This is a genomic window from Leisingera sp. M523, from assembly GCF_025141335.1.
In the GTDB taxonomy this organism is placed as follows: domain Bacteria; phylum Pseudomonadota; class Alphaproteobacteria; order Rhodobacterales; family Rhodobacteraceae; genus Leisingera.
In genome coordinates this window covers 1,669,027-1,694,258 of sequence record NZ_CP081036.1, presented here as the reverse complement: position 1 = coordinate 1,694,258, position 25,232 = coordinate 1,669,027, and the positions used below count along the sequence as shown (strand labels likewise).

The 25,232-nt window shown below is 60.2% G+C and carries 23 protein-coding genes and 1 tRNA gene; 16 read left to right on the top strand and 8 right to left on the bottom strand.

Translation table 11 applies throughout. The annotated features are described in order from the left end of the window. Positions 1 to 105 precede the first annotated feature (105 nt). From obgE to K3557_RS08410, 3 genes are all read left to right on the top strand, one after another. Complete coding sequence (gene obgE, locus K3557_RS08420; protein ID WP_259999078.1) at positions 106 to 1,140, top strand: GTPase ObgE; 1,035 nt, start codon at positions 106 to 108, stop codon at positions 1,138 to 1,140. After that, a complete protein-coding gene (gene proB / locus K3557_RS08415) occupies positions 1,128 to 2,234 on the top strand; it encodes a glutamate 5-kinase (RefSeq protein WP_259999076.1) in 1,107 nt (368 codons plus the stop codon). Before obgE ends, proB begins: the two co-directional genes overlap by 13 nt. Before the next feature lie 76 nt (positions 2,235 to 2,310). After that, positions 2,311 to 3,576, top strand: coding sequence for a glutamate-5-semialdehyde dehydrogenase (locus tag K3557_RS08410; protein ID WP_259999074.1), 1,266 nt, complete (start codon positions 2,311 to 2,313; stop codon positions 3,574 to 3,576). Positions 3,577 to 3,639: 63 nt separating this feature from the next. Here K3557_RS08410 and K3557_RS08405 read toward each other — a convergent pair whose 3' ends face one another. Further along, on the bottom strand, positions 3,640 to 4,236 hold the full coding sequence (locus tag K3557_RS08405; RefSeq protein WP_259999072.1) for a histidine phosphotransferase family protein: 597 nt from the start codon (positions 4,234 to 4,236) through the stop codon (positions 3,640 to 3,642). Between the two features lie 34 nt (positions 4,237 to 4,270). Between K3557_RS08405 and K3557_RS08400 the strand changes: the two genes are divergently transcribed. From K3557_RS08400 to tsf, 5 genes are all read left to right on the top strand, one after another. Beyond that, a complete protein-coding gene (locus K3557_RS08400; protein ID WP_259992127.1) occupies positions 4,271 to 4,453 on the top strand; it encodes a DUF3553 domain-containing protein in 183 nt (60 codons plus the stop codon). 107 nt (positions 4,454 to 4,560) lie between these two features. Continuing rightward, positions 4,561 to 5,322: a GNAT family N-acetyltransferase gene (locus tag K3557_RS08395; protein WP_259999070.1), complete on the top strand. Its 762-nt coding sequence runs from the start codon at positions 4,561 to 4,563 to the stop codon at positions 5,320 to 5,322. After that, positions 5,319 to 6,149 carry a 1-acyl-sn-glycerol-3-phosphate acyltransferase gene (locus tag K3557_RS08390; protein WP_259999069.1) on the top strand — a complete coding sequence of 277 codons (831 nt, stop codon included), beginning with the start codon at positions 5,319 to 5,321 and terminating at the stop codon, positions 6,147 to 6,149. Before K3557_RS08395 ends, K3557_RS08390 begins: the two co-directional genes overlap by 4 nt. Positions 6,150 to 6,337: 188 nt before the next feature. Then, positions 6,338 to 7,114 carry a 30S ribosomal protein S2 gene (rpsB, locus tag K3557_RS08385; RefSeq protein WP_259992121.1) on the top strand — a complete coding sequence of 259 codons (777 nt, stop codon included), beginning with the start codon at positions 6,338 to 6,340 and terminating at the stop codon, positions 7,112 to 7,114. A 79-nt stretch (positions 7,115 to 7,193) separates the two neighbouring features. Next, on the top strand, positions 7,194 to 8,069 hold the full coding sequence (gene tsf, locus K3557_RS08380) for a translation elongation factor Ts (RefSeq protein ID WP_259992119.1): 876 nt from the start codon (positions 7,194 to 7,196) through the stop codon (positions 8,067 to 8,069). Positions 8,070 to 8,575: 506 nt separating this feature from the next. Here tsf and K3557_RS08375 read toward each other — a convergent pair. Further along, positions 8,576 to 9,331 (bottom strand): LuxR family transcriptional regulator, encoded by a 756-nt coding sequence (locus K3557_RS08375; RefSeq protein WP_259999067.1) that lies wholly within the window; start codon positions 9,329 to 9,331, stop codon positions 8,576 to 8,578. Next, a complete protein-coding gene (gene aroQ, locus K3557_RS08370) occupies positions 9,328 to 9,777 on the bottom strand; it encodes a type II 3-dehydroquinate dehydratase (RefSeq protein ID WP_259999065.1) in 450 nt (149 codons plus the stop codon). Before aroQ ends, K3557_RS08375 begins: the two co-directional genes overlap by 4 nt. 81 nt (positions 9,778 to 9,858) lie before the next feature. Here aroQ and K3557_RS08365 point away from each other — a divergent pair, with 81 nt between their 5' ends. The 3 genes from K3557_RS08365 (at position 9,859) to K3557_RS08355 (ending at position 12,258) form a co-directional block, all read left to right on the top strand. Then, positions 9,859 to 10,029: a hypothetical protein gene (locus K3557_RS08365; RefSeq protein ID WP_259999063.1), complete on the top strand. Its 171-nt coding sequence runs from the start codon at positions 9,859 to 9,861 to the stop codon at positions 10,027 to 10,029. Between the two features lie 84 nt (positions 10,030 to 10,113). Continuing rightward, on the top strand, positions 10,114 to 11,325 hold the full coding sequence (locus K3557_RS08360) for a serine hydrolase (protein ID WP_259999584.1): 1,212 nt from the start codon (positions 10,114 to 10,116) through the stop codon (positions 11,323 to 11,325). Between the two features lie 69 nt (positions 11,326 to 11,394). Next, a complete protein-coding gene (locus K3557_RS08355) occupies positions 11,395 to 12,258 on the top strand; it encodes an acyl-CoA thioesterase II (RefSeq protein ID WP_259999582.1) in 864 nt (287 codons plus the stop codon). Positions 12,259 to 12,567: 309 nt separating this feature from the next. Here the strand turns inward: K3557_RS08355 and K3557_RS08350 are convergent, their stop codons facing one another. The 5 genes from K3557_RS08350 to pdxH form a co-directional block, all read right to left on the bottom strand. After that, positions 12,568 to 16,212: a vitamin B12-dependent ribonucleotide reductase gene (locus K3557_RS08350; protein WP_259999061.1), complete on the bottom strand. Its 3,645-nt coding sequence runs from the start codon at positions 16,210 to 16,212 to the stop codon at positions 12,568 to 12,570. A 726-nt stretch (positions 16,213 to 16,938) separates the two neighbouring features. Beyond that, a tRNA-Pro gene (locus tag K3557_RS08345) sits at positions 16,939 to 17,015 on the bottom strand. 43 nt (positions 17,016 to 17,058) lie between these two features. Beyond that, positions 17,059 to 17,532, bottom strand: coding sequence for a DUF192 domain-containing protein (locus K3557_RS08340; RefSeq protein ID WP_409201206.1), 474 nt, complete (start codon positions 17,530 to 17,532; stop codon positions 17,059 to 17,061). A 7-nt stretch (positions 17,533 to 17,539) separates the two neighbouring features. Beyond that, positions 17,540 to 18,079 (bottom strand): cold-shock protein, encoded by a 540-nt coding sequence (locus tag K3557_RS08335; RefSeq protein ID WP_259992109.1) that lies wholly within the window; start codon positions 18,077 to 18,079, stop codon positions 17,540 to 17,542. A 135-nt stretch (positions 18,080 to 18,214) separates the two neighbouring features. Next, on the bottom strand, positions 18,215 to 18,820 hold the full coding sequence (gene pdxH / locus K3557_RS08330) for a pyridoxamine 5'-phosphate oxidase (RefSeq protein ID WP_237454514.1): 606 nt from the start codon (positions 18,818 to 18,820) through the stop codon (positions 18,215 to 18,217). A gap of 132 nt (positions 18,821 to 18,952) precedes the next feature. Here pdxH and fabI point away from each other — a divergent pair, with 132 nt between their 5' ends. From fabI to trpE, 5 genes are all read left to right on the top strand, one after another. Next, entirely contained in the window at positions 18,953 to 19,756 is an 804-nt protein-coding gene (gene fabI / locus K3557_RS08325) for an enoyl-ACP reductase FabI (protein WP_129370933.1), read from the top strand. 72 nt (positions 19,757 to 19,828) lie between these two features. After that, complete coding sequence (gene gpt, locus K3557_RS08320; protein WP_259992104.1) at positions 19,829 to 20,332, top strand: xanthine phosphoribosyltransferase; 504 nt, start codon at positions 19,829 to 19,831, stop codon at positions 20,330 to 20,332. A 168-nt stretch (positions 20,333 to 20,500) separates the two neighbouring features. Next, complete coding sequence (locus tag K3557_RS08315; RefSeq protein WP_259999059.1) at positions 20,501 to 21,676, top strand: aminotransferase; 1,176 nt, start codon at positions 20,501 to 20,503, stop codon at positions 21,674 to 21,676. 118 nt (positions 21,677 to 21,794) lie between these two features. Further along, positions 21,795 to 23,636, top strand: coding sequence for a SurA N-terminal domain-containing protein (locus K3557_RS08310; RefSeq protein WP_259999058.1), 1,842 nt, complete (start codon positions 21,795 to 21,797; stop codon positions 23,634 to 23,636). A 15-nt stretch (positions 23,637 to 23,651) separates the two neighbouring features. Further along, on the top strand, positions 23,652 to 25,163 hold the full coding sequence (gene trpE, locus K3557_RS08305; protein ID WP_259999056.1) for an anthranilate synthase component I: 1,512 nt from the start codon (positions 23,652 to 23,654) through the stop codon (positions 25,161 to 25,163). The last annotated feature ends 69 nt before the right edge of the window (positions 25,164 to 25,232 follow it).

Here is a 25,232-nt window from a genome sequence, read left to right as displayed (position 1 = left end):
TTTGCGGTAAGGCAAACGAAACATTCCCGCCAAGGCCTTGGGGCTTTGGCGGGACACGTGTACTGCGCGGGCGGGCACAGGATCCCGCCGCATTAAGGAGCTGTCATGAAATTCCTCGATCTGACAAAGGTCTATATCCGCTCGGGCGCCGGCGGGAACGGCTGTGTCAGCTTCCGGCGCGAAAAGTATATCGAATACGGCGGGCCGGACGGGGGCGATGGCGGCAAAGGCGGCTCGGTCTGGGCCGAGGTGACCGACGGGCTGAACACCCTGATCGATTTCCGTTATCAGCAGCATTTCTTTGCCAAAAACGGCCAGTCCGGCATGGGCCGGCAGCGCACCGGCAAGGATGGCGACGACATTATTCTGCGTGTCCCCGTGGGGACCGAGATCCTGGACGAAGACCAGGAAACCGTTCTGGCGGATCTCACCGAAGTCGGCCAGCGGGTGCTGCTGGCCAAGGGCGGCAATGGCGGCTTTGGCAACCTGCACTTCAAATCGGCCACCAACCAGGCGCCGCGCCGGGCCAACCCGGGCCAGGAATGCGTAGAGCGCACCATCTGGCTGCGCCTCAAGCTGATTGCCGACGCAGGCCTGCTTGGCCTGCCCAACGCGGGCAAGTCGACCTTTCTGTCGGCAACCTCCAACGCGCGCCCCAAGATTGCGGATTACCCCTTTACCACTTTGCATCCGAACCTTGGCGTGGTCGGCATCGACAATACCGAATTTGTCGTGGCGGACATCCCCGGCCTGATCGAAGGCGCGCACGAGGGCAAAGGGATCGGCGACCGGTTCCTGGGCCATGTGGAGCGTTGCGCGGTGCTGCTGCATCTGGTGGACGGCACCTCCGACACCGTGGTTGAGGATTACCAGACCATCATCGGCGAGCTGGAAGCCTATGGCGGTGTTCTGGCCACCAAAACCCGGATCACTGCGCTGAATAAGGTGGATGCGATCGACCCGGAGGAGCGCGACGAAAAACGCGCCGCATTGGAGGCCGCAGTTGGCGGTCCGGTCATGATGATGTCCGGCGTCAGCCGCGAAGGTCTGAACGAGGTGCTGCGCGCGGTACGGGCAGAAATCGACGATGACCGCGTCCGCATGAAACCCGTCGAGGAGGAAGCGCCTTGGCGGCCCTGAAGTCGGCAAAACGGATTGTCGTCAAGATCGGCTCGGCGCTGCTGGTCGACCGGAAAACCGGTGAGCTGCGCGCAGGCTGGCTGCACTCCTTGGCCAATGACGTCGCCTGGCTGAAGGCCGGCGGCACCGACGTGGTGCTGGTCTCCTCCGGCTCGATTGCCCTGGGGCGGGGTGTGCTGGGTCTGCCGCGCGCGGACCTGCCGTTGGAACAATCCCAGGCCGCAGCAGCAGTTGGCCAGATCCGTCTGGCCCGCGCTTATGAGGAGGCGCTGGCGCCGCACCGGATTACCACGGCACAGGTGCTGGTAACGCTGGAAGACAGCGAAAACCGCCGCCGCTACCTGAATTCACGCGCCACTTTGGAAACGCTTTTGGGGATGGGCGCGGTGCCGATCGTCAACGAGAACGACACCATCGCCACAGACGAAATCCGCTATGGCGACAATGACCGGCTGGCGGCACAGGTGGCGGTGACTGTTGGCGCCGATGCCTTGATCCTGCTGTCCGATGTTGACGGTTTCTACAGCGCCAATCCGGCACTGGATCCCAAGGCGGAACGCTATGACCGGATTGACGAGATCACGCCGGAGATTGAGGCGATGGCCGGCGACGGCGTCTCTGGCCTGTCCAAAGGCGGGATGATCACCAAACTGCTGGCGGCTAAGATGGCCACTGCAGCCGGCTGCGCCATGGTAATCACTGAAGGTTCGCCACTGAACCCTTTGAAAACACTTGAAGATGGCGCATCCTGCACTTGGTTCACCGGACAGGGCGATCCGCAAACCGCACGAAAACGCTGGATCAGCGCGATGAAGACCCGCGGAGTTCTGACCATCGACGACGGTGCTGCACGCGCGCTGATGTCAGGTAACAGCCTGCTGCCCGCAGGTGTGCGTCATGTGGAGGGTGACTTTGGCCGCGGCGATCCGCTGGCCATCCTTAGCCCAGACGGGCGCAAACTGGGGCAGGGGCTGTCACGCTATACAGCGGACGAGGCCCGCGCCATCCAGGGGCGCCAATCGCAAGAGATCGAGGCTACGCTGGGCTATCCTGGCCGCGCCGCATTGATCCACCGCGATGATATGGCGCTTTGAGCAGACCATCTGATAATCTATTCCAGCCGGCAGGCACCCGATGTGCCATAATAGTACCGGCAAGGGCGCGAGACACATGAAAGACAATGAAAACATTCCCGCCGTGATGGCGGAGCTTGGCAAACGTGCAAAGCAAGCGGCGCAAATCCTGGCCACGGCCAGCGCTGAGCACAAACATGCCGCCTTGATCGGCGCAGCCCAAGCGGTTTGGACCCGCCGGGCTGAGATCATCGCCGAGAACGTCAAGGATCTGGAGTTCGGCCGGAACAAAGGCCTGTCCGACGCGATGATGGACCGGCTGATGCTGGACGAGCCCCGCATCCAGGGCATCGTGGACGGTCTGCGCGCGGTGGCAGAACAGCGCGATCCGGTTGGTGAAGTGATGGAAGAGTGGGAACAGCCCACCGGCCTCAAGATCCAGCGCGTCCGCACGCCGCTGGGGGTGATCGGGGTAATCTATGAAAGCCGCCCGAATGTGACGGCGGATGCCGGCGCGCTGTGCCTGAAATCGGGCAATGCGGTCATTCTGCGCGGCGGTTCGGAAAGCTTCCATTCCTCTCAGGCGATCCACGCCTGCCTGGCCGAAGGCCTGAAGTCCGCCGGCCTGCCCGAAGACGCCGTGCAACTGGTGCCGACCCGTGACCGGGCGGCGGTGCAGGAACTGCTGACGATGACAGACTATGTCGACGTCATTGTACCCCGCGGCGGCAAGGGCCTGGTGGGTCTGGTCCAGCGCGAGGCCCGGGTGCCGGTCTTTGCCCATCTTGAAGGCATCGTGCATATTTACCTCGACAAATCCGCCGACCCGCAAAAAGCACTGGATGTGGTGCTGAACGCCAAGACCCGGCGCACCGGCATCTGCGGCGCCGCGGAATGCCTGCTGGTCCATCAGGACATCGCAGGAACGCTGGGTAAAGCAGTGTTGGAAGCGCTGGCATCCGCCGGCGTGGAAATCCGCGCTGAGGCCGGTCTTCCCGGTCCGAGTGGTATGATTGCTGCCAGCTCCGAGGACTGGGGCAAGGAATATCTAGATTCCATCATTGCTGCCAAACAAGTTGCGGATATTGATGAAGCAATCCAGCACATCCGCACGCATCACTCCCAGCACACCGATTGCATCATCACCGAGGATGAGGCTGCGGTTCAGAAGTTCTTTGCTGAACTCGACAGCGCAATCCTGATGCACAATGCCTCGACCCAGTTTGCCGACGGCGGAGAGTTTGGCATGGGCGCGGAAATCGGGATTGCTACCGGCAAGATGCACGCGCGGGGTCCGGTCGGCGCCACTCAGCTGACCAGCTTCAAATACCTGGTGCGCGGCGACGGAGCCACCAGGGCCTAATCGGTATCAAATGCAAAACGCCGGGCGGTTGGCCCGGCGTTTCTTTGCGAAAATTGCTGCAGATTAGAACTGCAGCGTGATCTTTTCCAGGCTCTGCTCCAGCCGGACGGTGCGGTCTGCTTCCTTGGCGGCCTCGGGGAGCAACGCAAATTGCACCAGCGCCGGCGTGATCTCGGCATTTGAATTGCCGCCGCTGACCCGCGCCCACAGCTCGTCATCCACGTTCAGCTTGCGGCCTTCGCCCATTACTGTCCATTTGCCGCCGGCGCAGAAAATCTTAACTGTGCCGCCATAGGGAAGGGCGGATTCCAGGCACAGTGCCGCCAACAGGGACAGGCGCGCCTCGCTGCGGGTGCACCCCTCCAGGGGCGACCATTGGTAATTGATACGGCCGCCCTTGCTGATGTCCTCCAACACCGAAATCAACTCGGCCCTGCCCATCTGCTGGTCGCCGGCAGCGCCAAAGGCGATACGGAATAAACGGATGCGGGCATTGGCATTTGCGACGCTGTCTGAGATCAGCTCCAGCTCGGGGCCGGACATGCTGCCAGCCATTCCAAGCAGTTCCAGACCGTTGTTTATGGCACCGACAGGGCTGATCAGATCATGGCAGATCCGGGACCCTACCAATGCAGCCAGATTGGCGTTATCTACACCCATAACTTATACTTCCTCCGAACTGGGCCACCCGCCAATGAATGACCTCAACGCAATTTTAGCCCCCGGCATGTTCGTCCGGCACCCGGATCACCCTGAATGGGGCATCGGGCAGGTGCAGTCGAACGCGGGCGGCAAGATCACCGTTAATTTCCCCGACCAAGGCAAGCTTGTGATTGACGGAGCTCGCGTCTCCCTTATTCCCGTCTTTGATCCATAACGGTTTATGAAGAGTTAACGAACTCCATCTAATTCGCCTTAAATGCTGCGCGTTCTTTGCCTTAATACAGGGATGCGCTCAAGCCTGATCGACGCAAAGGTGATCGAATGCAAGACAGCCCGCCGGAATTTTCCGTCAAGATTGCAGAAACAGACGCAGAGCTGCAGGCCGCACAGGCGCTGCGGTACAACGTATTTGTGCGCGAGCTTGGCGGCGGCGGCGCGCTGGTGGACCATGATGCGGGGCTGGAGCGGGACAGGTTCGATCCGTTCTTTGACCACATGCTGGTGATAGATGACACTAGGGGCATGGTCGTCGGTGTCTACCGGCTGCTGCGCGATGACCAGGCCGCGAAAGCCGGGCAGTTTTATTCCGAGGATGAATATGACCTGACCGTGCTGCGGTCGTCCGGCCGCAAGCTGCTGGAGCTGGGACGCTCTTGCCTGCATGCGGATTACCGCGGCGGCATGGCGATGTTCCACCTTTGGTCCGGGCTGGCAGGCTATGTGGAGACCCACGGTATCGAGGTTCTTTTCGGGGTTGCAAGTTTTCACGGCACTGATACCGCTGCGCTGGCCAATCCGCTGGCCATGCTGCACCACAATCATCTGGCGCCGCCCGAGCTGCGTGTACGGTCAAAAGCGTTTCAATCCATGAACTTGGTACCCGCAGGTGATCTGAACCGCAAACATGCGATGGTGGAAACGCCTGCGCTGATCAAAGCATATCTGCGGCTGGGCGGATATGTCGGCGACGGCGCCTTTGTCGATCAGTCGTTCAACACCACCGATGTGTGCCTGATTCTGGACACCGCGCAAATGAACGACCGCCAGCGCAGAATTTATGCCGGAGGCAAGGGCCGGGGATGAGCGTCAGCTGGCAAAGCGAAGAAGCGCCGGATCCGGTGCGGATCAGCGCCTTGGGCTGGCTGCTGGTGCTGCTGCGCGGATTGCCGTTGGCGGTGCTGGTATTTGGCGGGCTGCTGGTTCTGCTGGCCCTGCGGCTGATTGAACGGCCGGTCTTTGGCCTCCAGCGGCCGGTCACGCCGTTCATCACGCAGTTTGTCTGCCGCAATGCCTTTCGTATTCTGGGGATCCGCTTCAAAACCCGCGGAACGCTGATGCGTCAAAATGGAGCCGTGGTGGCCAACCATGCCTCCTGGCTGGACATTTTTGCCCTCAATGCGCGCAAGCGGATCTACTTTGTCTCCAAGGCGGAAGTTGCCAATTGGCCGGGGATCGGCTGGCTTGCGCGGGCCACCGGCACCGTCTTTATCGAACGCAATCCCAAGAAAGCCAGGGAACAGGCCGACATGTTTGAACAGCGCCTGCTGGCCGGCCATAAGCTGCTGTTTTTTCCCGAAGGCACCTCTACCGATGGTTTGCGGGTTTTGCCCTTTAAAACAACGCTCTTTGCTGCGTTCTTTTCTGAAAAACTACGCAAAGATCTGTATATCCAACCTGTCTCCGTGCGCTACCGCGCGCCCATTGGCGCCCCGGCGCGGTTTTATGGCTGGTGGGGAGATATGGATTTCGGACCGCATCTTCTTAAGATCCTGGCAGCGCCGCGGCAAGGCCAGGTGGAGCTGATTTACCACCAGCCCTTGAAGGTTGCGGATTTTGCGGACCGCAAAGCGCTGGCTGCGGCCGCAGGGCAACTGGTAAAAGATGGCCACCTGCGTGCTTTGAATGGCTGAAAAATCAGGTGGGAACCGGTTTCTTCCGGATCCGCTATTGTCAGCTGACAATTTCTGCTCTATGAGCGCGCCTACGAACCCGCAGGCGGGGTTTGGCCTGATCAGGGGAGACATCCCTGACGGACCCCCGGTTGGAGCATTTGCTCTGAACCCCCGCCGAGGATTGAAACCGGAAAGGATATATTAGCATGGCTCTTCCTGAGTTCACCATGCGTCAGCTGCTTGAAGCTGGCGTACACTTCGGCCACCAGACCCAGCGCTGGAACCCGCGCATGGCACCGTTCATCTACGGTTCGCGCAACGGCATCCACATCATGGACCTGACCCAGACTGTTCCGATGCTAGACCAGGCGCTGCAGGTTGTCCGTGACACCGTTGCCAAAGGCGGCCGCGTCCTGTTCGTCGGCACCAAGCGCCAGGCAGCCGGCCCGATTGCCGAAGCGGCTGAAAAGTCGGCTCAGTACTTCATGAACCACCGCTGGCTCGGCGGCACTCTGACCAACTGGAAGACCGTTTCCCAGTCGATCAACCGCCTGAAGGAAATCGACGAGAAAATGGCGGGCGGCGCCGAAGGCCTGACCAAGAAAGAGCGTCTGGGCATGGAACGCGACCAGGAGAAGCTTGAAGCGTCTCTGGGCGGTATCCGTGATATGGGCGGCGTACCGGACCTGCTGTTCGTCATCGACGTGAAAAAAGAAGCGCTGGCCATCGCCGAAGCCAAGAAACTGGGCATTCCGGTTGTGGCTATTGTCGACACCAACTGCTCCCCCGATGGCGTGGACTTCATCATTCCGGGCAACGACGACGCATCGCGCGCCATCTCGCTGTACTGCGACCTGGTTGCCCGCGCAGCACTTGACGGCATGTCCGCTCAGCTGGGTGCTGCAGGCGTTGACCTGGGCGCGCTCGAAGAAGCGCCGGCCGAAGAAGCCGTGGCTGAAGAAGCCGCTGCTGCTGACGCCTGATCCGTCCCGTCACGGAACTGACATGCGGGGCAGGGTATCACCTGCCCCAAATCTGTTTTTGAATTGAGGAGAGCCTAAGATGGCAATCACTGCTGCTATGGTGAAAGAACTGCGCGAATCCACCGGCGCAGGCATGATGGATGCGAAGAAAGCCCTGGTCGAAAACAACGGCGACATGGAAGCCGCGGTTGACTGGCTGCGCACCAAAGGCCTGGCCAAGGCTGCCAAGAAATCCGGCCGTACCGCCGCAGAAGGCCTGGTTGCCGTAATCGTCGAAGGCAACAAAGGTGTTGCCGTCGAAGTGAACTCGGAAACCGACTTTGTTGGCAAGAACGCTGAATTCCAGGCAATGGTCGGTGGCATCGCCAAGGCTGCCCTGGGTGTTTCGGACGTCGAAGCGCTGAAAGCGGCTGACATGGGCGGCAAGACCGTTGCTGACACCATCACCGACAAGATCGCCACCATCGGTGAAAACATGTCGGTCCGCCGCATGGCCGCGCTGGAAGGCGAAACCGTTGTGTCCTATGTGCACAACGCCGCCACCGCTGGCATGGGCAAAATCGGTGTTCTGGTTGCCATGAACGGCGGCGACGCCGCGATCGGCAAGCAGATTGCAATGCACATTGCAGCTGCCAACCCCGCCGCGCTGTCCGAAGCAGACATGGACGCCGCTGTGGTTGAGAAGGAAAAGCAGGTTCAGATGGACATCGCCCGTGAATCCGGCAAGCCGGAGCAGGTGATTGAAAAGATGATCGTTGGCCGGATGAAGAAATTCGTCGCGGAATCGACCCTGCTGAACCAGCAGTTCGTTGTGAACCCCGACCTGACCGTTGAAGCCGCAGCCAAAGAAGCAGGCGCAACCATCACCGGTTTTGCCCGCGTTGAAGTCGGCGAAGGCATCGAAGTCGAAAAAGAAGACTTTGCAGCCGAAGTCGCCAAAGCCGCACAGGGCTGATTTGGGCTGATCAGCCCTCACGCTAGAATTCAGGAACCGGCAGGGACATCCCTGCCGGTTTTTTTGTGCGCATCGCCCCCGGCATAGAGAATGCAGGGCCCAGCGGCTGAACCGGTCTTTGCATTTGTGAAGGAACGGAGCCCGCAAAAGGGATGTGAGGGACCCCACTGATGGGGATGGGCGAGGCCCCTCTGTATCCGGAACAGACGCAGAACAATACGTGTCTGTCCCTGATCAGGTAGGAGAGCCTTGAAATCACAAGGGTCGTTACCCATTAGTTCCTAGGCTAAAGCCACCACTCACGGAACAGGGGCAACATGCAGAAAATCAACCTATAACGGTAGTATAGAATTCCATACCTCTTACGGCTTAGTTCAGGCCGGGCCGGATTGAAAAACCGGTTGAATTTCCGCCGCTTGCAAGCGATCAAAGACAGCGGGGCGAAATCTGAAATTGACGCCACCGCAGCGGCAGCACGGCCCGGTCATCTGCAGTCAAGCGGCTGCCTAGGCATCCATGACATACATCTGATTGTGCAACGCCGCCTTCAAAACAGCCTGGGCGGTTGTCTCGACAGAAAGCGATTCCCTGGCAAGGCGCAGGTGTTTTTCAATCGTCGCGGGTGTAAGTTCCATCAGAAGTGCAATGTCCTGAGTGGTTTTGCCGTCGCCCACCCATTGCAGAACCTCCCGCTGCCGTTTGGTAAGGCTGCGGTTAGGTGCCGTGTAGGGCAGGGTGAGGATTTTCAGATGGGCGACATTATTCATAAGCACAATGTCATCGCCCGACTTCTGCCACAGCGCATCCACCGCATCCTGAGAAATGCCCCGCTTTGCAGCCAGCGATATGGCGCCCTTGTAGCGGGGAGAAGCAGAGTAGAAACTGACGGTATAACCGGCATTCATGTCGAGCTTCTGATTGAACTCATGCACTCTTTGGGCTTCGGGCCCAAGCGTCCCGCCGGCAATCATGTCCTGCACGATACGCCAGCTGCCGGCGCCTTCATTGTCCAAGGCCCAGCGAAGCATCGGCGCATGGAAGTACAGCCCCTTATGCAGGAAGCCGTTCAAATATTCGCTGTCATGGTTGGACAGGATAACAAAATCATCCGGATCCCCCAGCGACGTTTCCGTTTTGTAACGGGTGTATCCGTAGATCAGCCGGTCGAACCCGAACCTGGACATTTGCCGGACATGCCCGTGCCACAGATCTTCCAGGCTTTGAGCGCCGCAAATGAAATTCAGGTAATCCTTTACCTTCATGCTGTTGCAGCCATTTCCAAATGTGCCTTCAACGCATCCAGCGCCAACAGATACCCTTGCACGCCAAAACCGCAAATCTGCCCTAGCGCCGCCTTGGCGATATAAGAGGTGTGCCGGAACGGCTCGCGTGCATGGATATTGGAGAGATGCACTTCAACGGCCGGAATCTCTACGGAAATCAACGCATCCATCAGGGCAATAGACGTGTGCGTATAGGCGCCGGCGTTCAGGATGATCCCCTGATGCTGCCCCTTGGCCGCATGAATAGAATCAATCAACGCCCCTTCATGGTTCGACTGGAAGCAGCTGACCGTGACCCCGAGTTTTTGACCATGATCGGCGCAGGCCTGTTCGGCCATCGCCAGGGTGACTGAGCCATAGACGTCCGGCTGCCGGGTGCCAAGCAGGTTAAGGTTGGGGCCGTTCAATACCAGAATGCTCGTCATCGGATCTGTTTCCTTTTCGTCCTTCCCTTTGAACTTCTAAGACAAATTTATTGCAAATGCGAACACGCAAACGCGCATAAATTGGAAAAATTCGAATTTTGGAATTTACTGAACCCGCTGACACAAGCATTTGCCCGGCATTCAATTCCAGCCCATTTCCAAATTGAGCGTTTCTATTTCCAGTCCGCACAGTCATCGGGGCCTTTGAATTTTGTTCTGCCCTTATTCCGGCACCTGCGCCCCGATGCCTGAAAGGCAACGTCTGCCGGCTCGTCTCCTTTAGAACGGCAGTATACAGTCCGGATGGAAGAGGCAGAGCAGTACGAGGGCGCAGCGATGAGATCAGACCGGCTGGAACGCATCAGGCGCTGGCAGCAACGCTATGTGGATGAAGGGAAATATCCGGGAAGCGCCCTTTTAATCCGCCGCGGCGGCGAGGAACAGTATTTCCACGCGGCCGGCCTGCGCAACATCGAGGAGAACCTGCCATTCACCCGTGACACGCTGGTGCGCCTCTATTCGATGACCAAGCCGGTGACGTCTGTGGCTGTGATGTCTCTTCTGGAACAAGGGCTGTTCCATCTGGATGCCCCTGTCAGCGATTTCCTTCCGGAATTCAATGATATGCAGGCGCTAGTACCTGGAGCCACCCAGATCAGCCAGACCAAACCCTGCGCTGCTCCGACACTGCACCAGCTGCTGACCCACACCAGCGGGCTGAGTTACCCGTTCAACCCAGGTGTTTTGCCGGAAGCCATGGCCCAGGAGGATCTGCTGTTCAAGCCGGACCACGGATCACTTGCCCCGATGGTGACCCGGCTTGCCGGGCTGCCGTTGGCCTTCCAACCCGGAACCCGTTGGGAATATTCCGTTGCGACTGATGTGCTGGGCCGCGTAGCCGAGGTTGTTTCAGGCAAACCTCTGGGCCGGTTCTTGCAAGAAGAAATCTTTGAACCGTTGGAAATGACTGAGACCGGGTTCCAGCCGCCCAGCGGGGCAGGGAGCCGGTTTGCCTCTCTCTATACGCCGTTGGCGGGTGACGCCATGGCGCTGAATTCCGCAGAGACCGGCGCTGACAGTTTGCGCTTGACAGACAGTTACCCGCACTCTCCGTTCTGGCAGGCTGAAATGCACTCCGGCGGCGGTGGATTGATCGGCACAATTGATGATTACATGAAATTCACCGAAATGCTCCGGCGCCGCGGCCGCAGTCAAAGCGGCATTATCATCAACTCGCAAACCGCTGATTTCATGATGCAAAACCACCTTACAGGTGACATTGCCTCAATGGGCCCGCAAAGCTTTGCCGAACAGCCGATGGAGGGCATGGGTTTTGGCCTAGGCGGCGCTGTTGTTCTGAACCCGGCACGGGCGCGGTGCCCCGGATCAGTTGGCGACTTCAGCTGGGGCGGCATCGCGTCAACGTTCTTTTGGCTGGACCGGCAGCTTGATGTGTCGGTGGTGTTTTTGACCCAGCTGGCGCCTTCCAGTTCATACCCGGCACGGCCGGAACTCAAGGCGCTGATCCATGGCGCCATAGCCGAGTGATTTCCAACTGCCGCAGTTCCAGCTAAGATAAGCGTTCTGCATCAGAAAAGACCAATGAAAGCGCTGCACATGCCGGATACTGCCAAAGTTCTCCTTGATCTGCTGGATCTGGAAGAGCTTGATACAAATCTCTACCGCGGATCCGGCTCCGGCGGCGAAACGCCGACCCGCATTTATGGCGGCCAGGTGATCGCACAGGCGCTGACGGCAGCATATGCAACTGTTTCCGGACGTTTATGTCATTCTCTTCACGCGTATTTCATTCGTCCGGGTGACCCGTCTAGACCGGTCATCTACGAGGTTGACCCGGCACGGGACGGCCGCAGTTTCACCACCCGGCGGGTGGTGGCGATGCAGAACGGCAAGCAGATCCTGAATCTGGCGTCATCCTTTCATGCACCGGAACATGGCTGGGAGCATCAGCACCAAATGCCGGATGTTCCAACGCCGGCCGCGCTGGAGCCGCGTGACAAAATCCTCCTGCGCAATGCACTCCGGGTAGATCCGGCCAAACGCGATGAATTCACTAGGCCGCGGCCATTCGAGATCCGCGAAGTTGCGCCGCGGGATCCGCTGGAACCGGAAAACACATCTGATATCAATCATATGTGGATCAGAATGGAGGCAGCCAAAGGCGCCGGTCCTGAGCTGCAGCATATCCTGATGGCTTATGCCTCGGACTTTGGCTTGCTGGGGTCATCGATGCGGCCGCATGGGCTGACGTTTCACAAACCCGGCGCCATGACCGCAAGCCTGGACCATGCAATGTGGTTTCATGCACCGGTTCAATTCGAGAACTGGCATCTTTACACAATGGATGCACCGTTTACCGGCAGCGGCCGTGGCTTCAATCGTGGATCTATTTACACGGAAGACGGCCAGCTGATCGCCAGCGTCGCGCAAGAAGGTTTACTGCGTCCGGCAAGGGGTTGAGAATTATATGTTTAATCTGCGCTAAGGTGGTCTGTTGATGAGCGGCAAATTAACATAATTCTCATTATGAGATTTACCTGATGCAGTAAACAGCCCGCCTGCAGTCAAGAAAATGGCTTCCCCTGAAAACAGAGGAAGCCAGTTATCACCGGTCAGGCTCCTTCATTGACTGCCCGAAAGTTTTCTTACCTGGGCCTTCCCGGTGTTCAGAACGGGCGCACCCATTCCTGATAGCTCTGGAAGCAGTATCACCGCTTCCAGTATCCGTCTGCGCCACCGAGGGAAAATCAGAGACGCAGACGGTGTTCTTCAGCTGCAGCCGGAGGTTCCGCCGCAGGTGTTGCACTTCATGCAGGTGCCGTTGCGGACCAGCGTGTAGTTGCCGCATTCGCCGCAGGCCTCGCCCTCGTAGCCCTGCATTTTTGCCTTGACGCGCGCATCCATTCCGCCGCCGGGCTGCACAGGTGCATCACCTGTCTCTGGCACCAGCGATTGCAACGCGGCAACCGGATCAGTTCCAGTTCCCAGTGCCGATACTTCGGTCTGGCCGCCTTGCAACACCACAAGTTCCTGCGGCAGCCGTTTGCGCAGATAGCCGGTCGAAGAGATCTGCTTCAGTACTTCCAGCGACCGCGAGGCTGCGTTTTCACTCAGCTCGCTCAGGTTCGACACGCCTTCTTCTTCGCCGCGGCCCAGATCGTCAAAGCTTGCGCCCTCGGGCTTCACATGCGCCAGATCGGTACGGTCCAGATAGCTGACGGCCAGCTCGCGGAACACATAATCAAGGATCGAGGTCGCATTCTTGATCGAGTCATTGCCCTGCACCATGCCGGCGGGCTCAAACTTGGTGAAGGTGAAGGCGTCGACAAACTCCTCCAGCGGCACGCCGTATTGCAGGCCGACCGACACCGCGATGGCGAAATTGTTCATCATCGCCCGGAAGCCTGCGCCTTCCTTGTGCATGTCGATGAAGATTTCACCCAGGTTGCCGTCCTCGTATTCGCCGGTCCGCAGATAAACTTTGTGACCGCCGACAACTGCCTTCTGGGTATATCCCTTGCGCCGCTGCGGCATCTTGGTGCGGTGCGACTTCAGCACTTCCTTGATGATCACTTTCTCGACGATTTTTTCGGCAAGAACCGCTGCCTTCTCCTGCGGCGCACCGCTCTCCAGAACTTCTGCCGCGTCGTCGTCATCTTCGACCAGTGCCGCCGCCAGCGGCTGGCTCAGCTTGGAGCCGTCACGGTAAAGCGCATTGGCCTTAACCCCCAGGCTCCAGCTCAACTCATAGGCTTTCTGGCAGTCCTCGATGGTGGCCGAATTCGGCATGTTTATGGTCTTGGAAATTGCGCCGGAGATAAAGCTTTGGGCGGCTGCCATCATGTAGATGTGGCTGTCAACGTTCAGGAAACGCTTGCCTTTCTTTCCGCAGGGGTTGGCGCAGTCAAAGATCGCATAGTGTTCTTCCTGCAGATGCGGCGCGCCTTCCAGGGTCATGGTGCCGCAGACGTGGTCGTTGGCCGCGTCAATATCCGCCTTGGTAAAGCCCAGGTGGCGCAACAGGTCGAAGGTCGGATCATTCAGCTTGGGCGCAGGGATGCCCAGCACACCGGTGCAGAAATCTTCGCCCAAGGTCCACTGGTTGAACACAAACCGGATGTCAAAGGCCGATTCCAGTGCCGCGTCCACCTTGGCCAGCTCATTGGGGCCAAAGCCGTGGCCGGCCAGCGAGGTGTGGTTGATGCCCGGCGCGTTACCGATAGAGCCATGCCCAACTGCGTAGGATGCGATTTCTTCAATCTGGGCAGAGCTGTAGCCCAAGCCCTCCAGTGCAGAAGGAACCGAACGGTTGATGATTTTGAAGTAGCCGCCGCCGGCCAGCTTCTTGAACTTCACCAGGGCGAAGTCAGGCTCGATGCCCGTCGTATCGCAATCCATCACCAGGCCGATGGTGCCAGTGGGCGCAATGACTGTGGTCTGGGCGTTGCGGTAGCCGTGCTTTTCGCCCAGCTCCAGCGCCTCGTCCCAGGCACTGGCGGCCAGATCAGCCAGCAGCGCGTCCGGACAGTTGGAGATGTCCAGCGGCACCGGCGTGACCGACAGCGCCTCGTAGCCGTCCGCGTTGCCCATTGCAGCGTTGCGGTGATTGCGGATCACACGCAGCATGTGGTCTGTGTTTTTTGCATAACCCGGGAACGGCCCCAGTTCCGCGGCGATCTCGGCCGAGGTGGCGTAGGACACGCCGGTCATCAGCGCGGTCAACGCACCGCAAAGCGCCCTGCCCTCATCCGAGTCATAGCTGTAGCCCATATTCATCAAAAGGCCGCCGATATTGGCATAGCCCAGGCCAAGGGTGCGGAAATCGTAGGAGCGCTGCGCGATTTCCTTGGACGGGAACTGCGCCATCATCACCGAGATTTCCAGTGTCAGCGTCCACAGGCGGCAGGAATGCATGAAGTCATCCGCCTGGAACAGCCCGTCCTTCAGGAAGGTCAGCAGGTTCAGCGACGCCAGATTGCAGGCGGTGTCGTCCAGGAACATGTATTCCGAACAAGGGTTTGAGCCGCGAATCTCACCGTCTTCCGGGCAGGTGTGCCACTCATTCACGGTGTCGTGAAACTGGATGCCCGGATCGGCGCAGGCCCAGGCCGCATGGCCGACCTTCTCCCACAACTCGCGGGCCTTCACCACTTTGGCGACCTTGCCGTCGGTGCGGTTGATCAGCTGCCAGTCGGTGTCTTTTTCAACCGCGTGCAGGAAGGCGTTTGTCACCCGGATCGAGTTGTTGGAGTTCTGCCCGGAGACAGAGCTGTAGGCCTCGGAGTCCCAGTCGGTGTCATAAGTCGGGAACTCGATCGAGGTATGGCCCTGCTTGGCGTAATCCAGCACCCGCTTGACGTAGGTTTCCGGGATCGCCACCTTTTTGGCCTCGCGGATCGCGGCCTTCAGCCCGGTGTTGACTGCCGGGTCATAAGCATCCGCTTCACCGCCGTCCCAGCTGCGGATCGCCTCGAAAATGCCGTTCAGCATCTTTTCGTGCATCTTGGACCCGGCGACGATGGAGGCAACCTTTTGCTCCTCCAGCACCTTCCACTCGATGAACTGCTCAATGTCCGGGTGATCCGCGTCCACGATCACCATTTTTGCTGCTCGACGGGTTGTGCCGCCTGATTTGATGGCGCCCGCCGCGCGGTCGCCGATTTTGAGGAACCCCATCAGGCCCGAAGACTTGCCGCCGCCGGACAGCGGCTCGCCTTCGGCGCGCAGATGGCTGAAATTGGTGCCGGTGCCGGAACCGTATTTGAACAGGCGCGCCTCGCGCACCCACAGATCCATGATGCCGCCGTCCTTGACCAGATCATCCGAGACCGACTGGATGAAACAGGCGTGCGGCTGGGGATGCTCATAGGCGCTGTCGGACTTGGTCAGCTTGCCGGTCTTGTAATCGACGTAGTGATGGCCCTGGGCCGGGCCGTCGATGCCATAGGCCCAATGCAGACCGGTGTTGAACCATTGGGGGGAATTGGGGGCGGAACGCTGGGTCGCCAGCATATAGCGCATCTCGTCGTAAAAGGCGCGGGCGTCCTCCTCGGAGGAGAAGTAGCCGCCCTTCCAGCCCCAATAGGCCCAGGCGCCGGCCAGACGGTCGAACACTTGCTTGGAGGAGGTTTCCCCGCCCAGCACTGCGCCGTCCGCAGGGACCGAGCGCCACAGGAACTCAGGAACGCCTTTTTCGCGGACTTTCTTCAGCCGCGACGGCACGCCGGCCTTGCGGAAATACTTCTGGGCGATGACGTCGCTGGCGACCTGGCTCCAGGATGCGGGAATTTCGATGTTGTCGAGCCGGAAAACAATGGTCCCGTCCGGATTGCGGATCTCCGATGTGGCCGAGAGAAAGGCCAGATCAGCATAGGCATCCTGTCCGGGTTTTGTGAACTTCCGTTCGATCTTCATGCTCAGCCCCTTTTCAAGCATTCGTCGTCTATTTGCCGCGGCGCCCCCAAGCGCCAGTCAGATCCGGTCACGGAAATCACAAACACCCGTCGCACGCCGCATATAGCGCGCTTGCGGCCCTCGCCGGCCATTCTCACAGGGCTGTCTGTTGTTTTCAGCGTTGTTGCTTCGGCTCTGTCACCCACCAGATCTAGTGCCGTCGCAACCGGTGTCCACAATTTGGCGTATTCGGACACTAAGGGTCAACGGCAAATTTACACTTTGGCAACTATCTTTGCTGTTGACGGTTTCCGCGGATTGCAGGGTCTGCGGCGGGGCGTTGATTCATCCACAGGCCCTGTCCCGTTCAATGTCTTCGGACTGTGCTGCTGCCTGTTCGGATTTCCTTTGACGGGTGAGTGACTTGCTGCCTTGCAGAAGGACAGCTGCCGTACCGGCCAGAGGTGATGGCTGTGTAAAACCATGCAGCTGCACTGGCTGAAAACAGGGCGCACAGCTTAGAAGCGATTTTTTGTGGCTTCCTGCCACGGACCTTCGGACAGCCAGCCTCCGATTAACCTTTTGATGCGGCTCAGCGGCAATTGGTTAAGGGTGTCTTAACAGTGCGTTAAGAAAGCAATAGCACCCCCGATTGAACTACGCAGTTTCAGTTCAACAAATACGGGAAGCGAATCTTTGTCCCGGGTTTTACCCGGCAAAGATTCGCTGCAACTTATTGAAGAAGTATGGTCGGGGCGGCGAGATTCGAACTCACGACCCCCTGTACCCAAAACAGGTGCGCTACCAGACTGCGCCACGCCCCGGACCGTGCGCCTTCCTATCTCTGCCAAACTGATTTGGAAACCCCTAACAGGGCCAAACTGCACCGCTGAGGGAAAAAATTTCATGGCGCATCTGCGAGCCTGCCGCGATACCGTATTTGCGGGCAAGCCCGCCGTTGATTTCCAGCACTGCAAAGACAGCGTCACCCCCCGGAATCGGGGTCAGATCGCCAGGCACGGCGTTCTCGTGAACCGAGGTCACCAGCCCGTGTTCATTCAGAAAAATAATATCGAGCGGGATCAGAGTATTCTTCATCCAGAACGCCGCAGGCTGCGGGCTGTCATAGACAAACAGCATCCCTGCCCCGCGCGGCAGGTCTTCGCGGAACATCAGCCCTTGGGCCCTCTCCGCCTCTGTAGCGGCAATTTCAACGGTAAATCCCGCCTGCCCCCAGTCGCCGCGAAGATCGGCCTGTGCAAGCTGGCAGTCAGACGCCAGCGCGGTGCCGGCGGCAAATGCCATGCAGGCGCCCAAGCTCCAGTGAAGCAGGCGCCGCATCACAATCTCAGTCCTCGTCGCCGGGAAGCATTGCAGCCTCCCAGGCCAGCACTTCTACCGCCATGCGGCCGCGTTTGCCGTCGATCACCCGCATTGCCAAAGCTTCCCCCGGCTGCAGATCCGCCAGCCCGGACTGCCGCAGCACTTCGACATGCAGGAAAATATCCTCGCCGCGGCCAAAGACATTGGCAAAGCCGAACCCTTTGCCCTTGTCGAACCATTTGACCCGGGCAGGCTCCAACGGTTCGTTCTGCAGGCTGGTCATGTCCAGTTCGGCAAAATCGCTTAGCACCGGAGTATCATCACGTTCGGGCGGCTGAATGGAGATCACTTCAACGGCCTGGACACCGCGGTCGGTCTGATGGGTGACAATCTCGATCCTGGCGCCGTCCGCGACAGAGCTTTGGCCGAAATTACGCAATACATTCACGTGGAGCAGAATGTCCGCGCCGCCCTCGTCAGATACGACAAATCCGTATCCTTTGGCGGGATCGAACCACTTCACCAGCCCCTGGATTTGCTGCAAGCTGCTCAGATCTTCTGCCACGTACTTTTCCCTACCGCGTTTTTTTTATTTTGATGGTGCCCTGATGCGCGATTCTGACCTTGGATTTCAAGCTAAAAAGTCTAGAAATTGTCATGAAATTACTCTTGACCCTAGGTAAGCCTTTGCCATTTCCGCTCATGGATTAAGCCGCAGGATTTCCCATTCTGCAGCTGCATTCTTGCGGCGCCAGCGAAACCGGTCATGCAGCCGGAATGCGCCATCTGCCCAAAATTCTATCTCAACCGGCACCAGGCGGAAACCGCCCCAGAACGGCGGACGGTCCGGGTTCGGACCCTTCATGGCGGTTACCTTTGCCACCTCGGCCATCAGCGTGCCGCGGCTGTCCAGCGGCTGTGATTGCTTTGAGGCCCAGGCCCCCAGCCGGCTTTTGAGCGAGCGGGACTTGTAGTATTCATCCGCCTGCGGCCCGTCTTCGCGGGTGATCGTGCCGCGCACCCGGATCTGGCGGCGCAACGATTTCCAATGCACCACAAAGGCAGCCTTGCCGGCCTGATCCAGCTCCTGCGCCTTGGCGCTCTCGTAATTGGTGTAGAACACAAAGGCGCCGTCTTCGATTTCCTTAAGCAGAACCATGCGGCTGTTCGGCAACCCGGTCTCATCCACCGTGGCGAGGGCAATGGCGTTGGGATCGTTGGGTTCGGCCTGTTCCGCCTCTCCCAGCCAGGACCGGGCGATGGCAAACGGATCGTCACCTGCAAAAATACCTGTACGGTCGGTCATCGGGCACCTCTTTGCGGATTTGGCAGCAACCTATGCAGCTTCCGGCGCCGCGACAAGGGCGTGCACCCTTGAAGCGGCCCGCGCGGCATACTAAACACCCTCTAATTCACAGATCACAGGCGGAGAACCTGCATGTCTAATCACCTGATGGCCGGCAAGCGCGGCCTCATCATGGGCCTGGCCAATGACAAATCCATCGCTTGGGGGATTGCCAAGGCCTGCGCCGATGCCGGCGCCGAGCTTGCCTTTTCATATCAGGGCGACGCACTGAAAAAGCGGGTCGCCCCGCTGGCGGCGCAGCTGGGCAGCGATATCGTGCTGCCGTGCGACGTCTCGGACGAAGCGTCCATTGACGCCTTGTTCGCCGGGCTTGAGGCCAAATGGGGCAAGCTGGACTTTGTTGTCCACGCCATCGGCTTTTCCGACAAGAACGAGCTGCGCGGCCGCTATGTCGACACCAGCCGCAGCAATTTCCAGATGACCATGGACATCTCGGTATTCTCGTTCACCGCGGTGGCAAACCGTGCTGAGAAGATGATGAGCGAGGGCGGCTCGCTGCTGACCTTGACCTATTACGGTGCCGAGCAGGTGATGCCGCACTATAATGTGATGGGTGTGGCCAAGGCGGCGCTGGAGGCTTCGGTCAAATACCTGGCTGAGGATCTGGGCAAGGACGGCATCCGCGTCAACGCGATCTCGGCCGGCCCGATCAAGACCCTGGCCGCCTCGGGCATCGGTGATTTCCGCTACATTATGAAGTGGAACGAGTACAATTCACCGCTGCGCCGCAACGTGACCACTGATGACGTCGGCAAATCCGCGCTTTACCTTCTGTCCGACCTCAGCTCGGGCGTGACCGGCGAGAACCTGCATGTGGATGCCGGCTATCACGTGGTGGGCATGAAGGCGGTGGATGCGCCGGACATCTCCAAGTAACTGAAAACATGGACGCCCGGACCGCTGTCCGGGCTCCGGCAAGCTGACGCGACTTTGCGGGGAGCAAATAACATGACCGATCGTCTGCCGCACGAAAAAGGCTTTCACATCAGCTGGGACCAGATCCACCGCGACAGCCGCGCCCTGGCCTGGCGGCTGGATGGACAAGGCCCTGATGAAGGCGCATGGCGCGCAGTCGTGGCGATCACCCGCGGCGGCATGGCGCCGGCGATGATTGTCAGCCGCGAGCTGGACATCCGCACCGTCGATACAATCTCGGTGCGGTCCTACCATCATCAATCCCAGGGTGAGGCCGAAGTGCTGAAAGCCCCGGATGCCGGTCTGATGGGCGATGGCGAAGGGATCCTGATCATCGACGATCTGGTCGACAGCGGCAAAACTCTGGACCTGGTGCGCCAGCTGTACCCCAAGGCGCATTTTGCCACCGTCTATGCCAAGCCCAAAGGGCGGCCGATGGTGGACACTTTCATCACCGAAGTCAGCCAGGACACCTGGATTTTCTTCCCCTGGGACATGGCGCTGCAATATGTGGAGCCCTACCGCGGCAAGGATTGATCCCGCCCGGACAGAAAGAGTTTAAAGGCGCGCGTTACAGCGCGCCTTTTTCTTTGGCCATGGCGGCACCAGCCGTTACCGCTTGAGCTGTCCATGCCGCCGTGCCAGACATGTGCCGGCGCCCGGTCCGGCGCACCTGACATTATCTGCTGCCGCCCGGAGCCTCACATGCCCCTTCCCCGCACCCAAGCCACCTTTGTCTCGCCCATCGTCGAATCGCGCCGCTGGGTGGCCGGGGTTGAATTCCCGCCAGAGCGCCCGCTGCTGAATGTCAGCCAGGCCGCGCCGGCAGAAGCGCCGCCCCAAGGTCTGCGCCAGGCACTCGCGGATGCTGCGCTCAATGACGTTGAGGCGCATCTGTACGGGCCCGTCCTGGGCAATGACCCGTTGCGCCGGGCGCTGGCGCGGCAGATCTCCGGCCACTACCAGGCAGACGTGCGGGCAGAGCAGGTTGGCATCACTTCCGGCTGCAACCAGGCCTTTGCCGCTGCGATTGCCGCGCTCTGCGGCGAGGGGGATGAGGTGATCATCCCCGTGCCTTGGTACTTCAATCACAAGATGTGGCTGGACATGGCCGGCGTCACCACCGTGCCGCTCCCGGTTGGCGACGGAATGCTGCCAGAGCTTGCCGCGGCTGAGGCGCTGATCAGCCCACGCACCCGCGCCATTGTGCTGGTCACTCCGAACAATCCCTGCGGCGTGGAGTACCCTTCCGGGCTGGTGCAGGCTTTCTTTGATCTGGCCCGCGCCAGGGGCATTGCCCTGATCGTGGACGAAACCTACCGCGATTTTGACAGCCGCGAAGGCGCCCCGCAAGGGCTGTTCCAGCAGGACGGCTGGGACCGGACCCTGATCCACCTCTATTCCTTCTCCAAGGCTTACCGGCTGACCGGCCACCGGGTCGGCGCTGTTGCTGCTTCGCCGGATAAGATGTTCGAAATGGAGAAGTTTCTGGACACCGTCACCATCTGCCCCTCGCAGCTCGGCCAGGCCGGCGCCCTGTGGGGGATTGAAAACCTGCAGGACTGGCTGGCCGGAGAGCGGCAGGAAATCCTCGACCGCCGCGCAGCAATCGAAGACGGATTTCCGGTTCTGGCCGCCAAGGGCTGGAAGCTGCTCGGTTGCGGCGCCTATTTTGCCTATGTCGCGCACCCGTTCGGCCTGCCGTCCGGGGAGGTCGCCAAACGGCTGGTGTCAGAGGCTTCTGTTCTTATGCTGCCGGGCTCCATGTTCATGCCGGCGGGCGACCCGGATGGCGCGCGCCAGTTCCGCATCGCCTTTGCCAATGTGGACCGGACAGGCATCCGGACGCTGTTTGACCGGCTGGCCGCCTTTAATCCCTGATCACGCAGCAGTTTGATCCGCAACCATCTTGCCCCTCTGCGGGCAGCCGCGTATTCAGTCAGCGGCATTTCCCGCTGCAAGGCGACCCCTTGCACGGCAGAACAATAAAGAGGGCATCATGGCCGCAGGCATGAAAAAGCTATCCAAAACCTTTGTCTGGATCCTGATGGGGATGCTGATCGTCGGCCTTGCCGGATTTGGCGCGGTGAATTTCACCAGCTCCGCCTCCTCGGTTGCCAGTGTCGGCGACGAGGAAGTCAGCATCGGCACCTATGTGCGCGAATTGCAGCGCGAGCAGCGCGGCCTGCAGGCGCAAACCGGCCAGGCCGTCTCCATGGCGCAGCTCAGCGCCTTTGGTCTGGACCGGGTGGTTCTTGGCCGCCTGATCTCGCTGGCAGCGCTCGATCACGAGGCGAAGGGCCTGGGCCTGTCGATCGGTGACGAAAACCTGATCGAAGAGCTGGGCGCCATTGATGCCTTCCAGGGCGTGAACGGTGCCTTCGACCGCGAAGCCTATAGTTTTGCCCTTCGCAACGCAGGCCTGTCGGAGAAGGAATTTGAGGACGATCTGCGCCGCGAAGCCGCCCGCACCATCGTCCAGAACGCGGTTCTGTCCGGCACTGAAATGCCGGGGATCCTGACCGAAACCCTGACCGGTTTCATCGGCGCGCGCCGCAGCTTTTCCTATGTGCAGATCAATGCCGCTGACATCGCGCTGACCGCCCAGGTTCCTGCGGATGCCGAACTGCAAGCCTTCTACGAGGCCGCACAGGACCAGTTCATGCTGCCGGAAACCAAGGTGATCACCTACGTCGCGCTGCGCCCCTCGATGCTGCTGGATGAAGTGGAGATTGACGAGGCCGCCCTGCTCCAGCTGTTCAATGACCGCTCCAGCCAGTACCAAGTGCCCGAGCGCCGTCTGGTGGAACGCCTGGTGTTTGCTGACGGCGATGCAGCTGCCAGCGCCAAGGCACAGTTGGAAACCGGCGGTGCGACGTTCGAAAGCCTGGTTGATGCCCGCGGCCTGACCCTGCAGGACATTGACATGGGCGACGTGACTATGGGCGCTCTCGGCGCCGCGGGCACCGATGTGTTTGCCGCCCAGGTCGGCGATGTGGCCGGCCCCCTGCCCTCGGATCTTGGCCCGGCACTGTACCGTGTGAATGGCCGCTTGGAGGCACAGATCACCACCTTTGAACAGGCGACGCCGGAGCTGCGCGAGGAACTTGCCTCAGACCGCACCCGCCGTCTGGTAGAGGCCCAGGCCGAAGACATCGACGACCTTCTAGCCGGTGGTGCTACGCTCGAAGAGCTGGCAACCGAAAGCGGGCTGGAACTGGTTCAGATCCATTGGACAGACAATACCAGCGATGGCATCGCCGCTTACGAAGGCTTCCGCACCGCCGCAGCCGCCGTCACCGCCGAGGACTTCCCGGCTGTGGACTTTTTGGACGATGGCAGCCTGTTCGCCCTGCGCCTGGACGAGGTTCTGCCGGAACGTCCGGAACCCTTTGCCGATGCCAAGGACAAGGTCCTCGCCGCATGGCAGGCCGACCGCCTGACCACCGCGCTGCGTGAGCAGGGCGAGGCGCTGCTGGCCCAGGCTGAAACCGCTGGCAGCTTTGCCGAAGGCGCAGAGGTCAAAACCGAGACCGGCCTGACCCGCACCGCCTACATCGACACAGTACCGGCGGACCTGGTCACCCAGGTGTTCGAAATGGAGGTCGGAAACTTCCGCCTGGTGCAGGATGCGGAGTCAGCCGTGGCCGTCCGCCTTGACGGTATCCTGCCGCCGGAAGCCAGCGAAGACATGACCCTGCTCACCCAGGCTTTGCAGGCGCAGCTGGACCAGGCGTTGGCACAAGAGCTGTTCCAGGCCTATGTGCAGGACGTTCAGGCCCGCGCCGAACCCCGTGTCGACCAGCAGGCGCTGAATGCAGCGCAGGCAAACTTCCAGTAATCAAGGCAAGCACCCATGGCTCTGACCCCCGATTTCGACACATTCTCCACGGCGTATGAGGCCGGTAAGAACCAGGTCGTCTATACCCGCCTTGCCGCCGACCTCGACACGCCGGTGTCGCTGATGCTCAAGCTGACCGGCGCCCAAAAGGATGCCTTCATGCTGGAATCCGTCACCGGCGGCGAGGTGCGCGGGCGCTATTCGATCATCGGCATGAAACCGGATCTGGTCTGGCGCTGCCATGGGGAGCAGTCCAGCCTCAACCGTTCGGCCCGGTTTGATGCGGATGACTTCACCCCGCAGGACGGCAACCCGATGGACAACCTGCGGGCGTTGATTGCCGAAAGCAGGATCGACCTGCCAGACGATCTGCCGCAGGCTGCGGCCGGCCTGTTCGGCTACCTTGGCTATGACATGATCCGCCTGGTTGAGCACCTGCCGGATGTGAACCCCGACCCGCTCGGCCTGCCCGACGCGCTGATGCTGCGCCCCTCGGTGATTGCCGTCCTGGACGGGGTCAAGGGCGAGGTCACCGTGGTGTCGCCGGTCTGGTCCAGCGACGGCCAGACCGCCAAGGCCGCCTATGCCCAAGCCGCCGAGCGGGTGATGGACGCGGTGCGCGATCTGGAACGTGCCATGCCTGCCGAAAGCCGCGATCTGGGTGACGCGGATGAGGTCGCGCCGCCGGTCAGCAATTTCACCAAAGAGGGATACATGGCCGCGGTGGAAAAGGCCAAGGACTACATCCGTGCAGGTGACATCTTCCAGGTGGTGCCGGCACAGCGCTGGACGCAAGCCTTCCGCCAGCCGCCTTTCGCGCTCTACCGCAGCCTGCGCCGCACCAACCCGTCGCCGTTCATGTTCTACTTCAACTTCGGCGGCTTTCAGGTGGTGGGCGCCAGCCCGGAAATCCTGGTCCGCGTGTTTGGACAAGAGGTCACCATCCGCCCGATCGCAGGCACCCGCCCCCGCGGCGCCACACCTGAAGAAGACAAGGCGCTGGAAGCAGACCTGCTGGCCGACAAAAAAGAACTGGCCGAGCATCTGATGCTGCTGGATCTGGGCCGCAATGACACCGGCCGGGTCGCCAAAATCGGCACCGTGCGTCCGACCGAGAAATTCATCATCGAGCGTTACAGCCACGTGATGCACATCGTCTCAAACGTCGTGGGTGAGCTGGCTGAGGACAAGGATGCGCTCGACGCCTTCTTTGCCGGGATGCCCGCAGGCACCGTCTCCGGCGCCCCCAAGGTTCGGGCGATGGAAATCATTGACGAGCTGGAGCCGGAAAAACGCGGCGTCTACGGCGGCGGTGTCGGCTATTTCTCGGCAGGCGGCGACATGGATATGTGCATCGCGCTGCGTACCGCCATCGTCAAGGATCAGACCCTCTATATCCAGGCCGGCGGCGGCGTGGTCTATGACAGCGACCCAGAGGCGGAGTACATGGAGACCGTCCATAAATCCAATGCCATCCGCCGCGCGGCAGCGGACGCTGCCCGTTTTACCGGCAACGGCAACCGCTAGGACTTGCAGTGCAGGACTGCGCTGCGGCTTCTTTCTGGTTCAAATTACCCTCGCCGAAGGCACGGCACC

Bases quoted from the DNA above. Each gene is read 5' to 3' on its own strand.
- K3557_RS08350 (WP_259999061.1), bottom strand. From the start codon at position 16,212: ATGAAGATCGAACGGAAGTTCACAAAACCCGGACAGGATGCCTATGCT.
- K3557_RS08375 (WP_259999067.1), bottom strand. From the start codon at position 9,331: ATGAAGGTAAAGGATTACCTGAATTTCATTTGCGGCGCTCAAAGCCTG.
- K3557_RS08315 (WP_259999059.1), top strand. From the start codon at position 20,501: ATGCCCCTTCCCCGCACCCAAGCCACCTTTGTCTCGCCCATCGTCGAA.
- obgE (WP_259999078.1), top strand. From the start codon at position 106: ATGAAATTCCTCGATCTGACAAAGGTCTATATCCGCTCGGGCGCCGGC.
- K3557_RS08310 (WP_259999058.1), top strand. From the start codon at position 21,795: ATGGCCGCAGGCATGAAAAAGCTATCCAAAACCTTTGTCTGGATCCTG.
- K3557_RS08340 (WP_409201206.1), bottom strand. From the start codon at position 17,532: ATGCGGCGCCTGCTTCACTGGAGCTTGGGCGCCTGCATGGCATTTGCC.
- K3557_RS08405 (WP_259999072.1), bottom strand. From the start codon at position 4,236: ATGGGTGTAGATAACGCCAATCTGGCTGCATTGGTAGGGTCCCGGATC.
- rpsB (WP_259992121.1), top strand. From the start codon at position 6,338: ATGGCTCTTCCTGAGTTCACCATGCGTCAGCTGCTTGAAGCTGGCGTA.
- K3557_RS08400 (WP_259992127.1), top strand. From the start codon at position 4,271: ATGAATGACCTCAACGCAATTTTAGCCCCCGGCATGTTCGTCCGGCAC.
- gpt (WP_259992104.1), top strand. From the start codon at position 19,829: ATGACCGATCGTCTGCCGCACGAAAAAGGCTTTCACATCAGCTGGGAC.
- fabI (WP_129370933.1), top strand. From the start codon at position 18,953: ATGTCTAATCACCTGATGGCCGGCAAGCGCGGCCTCATCATGGGCCTG.
- tsf (WP_259992119.1), top strand. From the start codon at position 7,194: ATGGCAATCACTGCTGCTATGGTGAAAGAACTGCGCGAATCCACCGGC.
- K3557_RS08390 (WP_259999069.1), top strand. From the start codon at position 5,319: ATGAGCGTCAGCTGGCAAAGCGAAGAAGCGCCGGATCCGGTGCGGATC.
- K3557_RS08360 (WP_259999584.1), top strand. From the start codon at position 10,114: ATGAGATCAGACCGGCTGGAACGCATCAGGCGCTGGCAGCAACGCTAT.
- K3557_RS08410 (WP_259999074.1), top strand. From the start codon at position 2,311: ATGAAAGACAATGAAAACATTCCCGCCGTGATGGCGGAGCTTGGCAAA.
- K3557_RS08355 (WP_259999582.1), top strand. From the start codon at position 11,395: ATGCCGGATACTGCCAAAGTTCTCCTTGATCTGCTGGATCTGGAAGAG.
- K3557_RS08395 (WP_259999070.1), top strand. From the start codon at position 4,561: ATGCAAGACAGCCCGCCGGAATTTTCCGTCAAGATTGCAGAAACAGAC.
- trpE (WP_259999056.1), top strand. From the start codon at position 23,652: ATGGCTCTGACCCCCGATTTCGACACATTCTCCACGGCGTATGAGGCC.
- pdxH (WP_237454514.1), bottom strand. From the start codon at position 18,820: ATGACCGACCGTACAGGTATTTTTGCAGGTGACGATCCGTTTGCCATC.
- aroQ (WP_259999065.1), bottom strand. From the start codon at position 9,777: ATGACGAGCATTCTGGTATTGAACGGCCCCAACCTTAACCTGCTTGGC.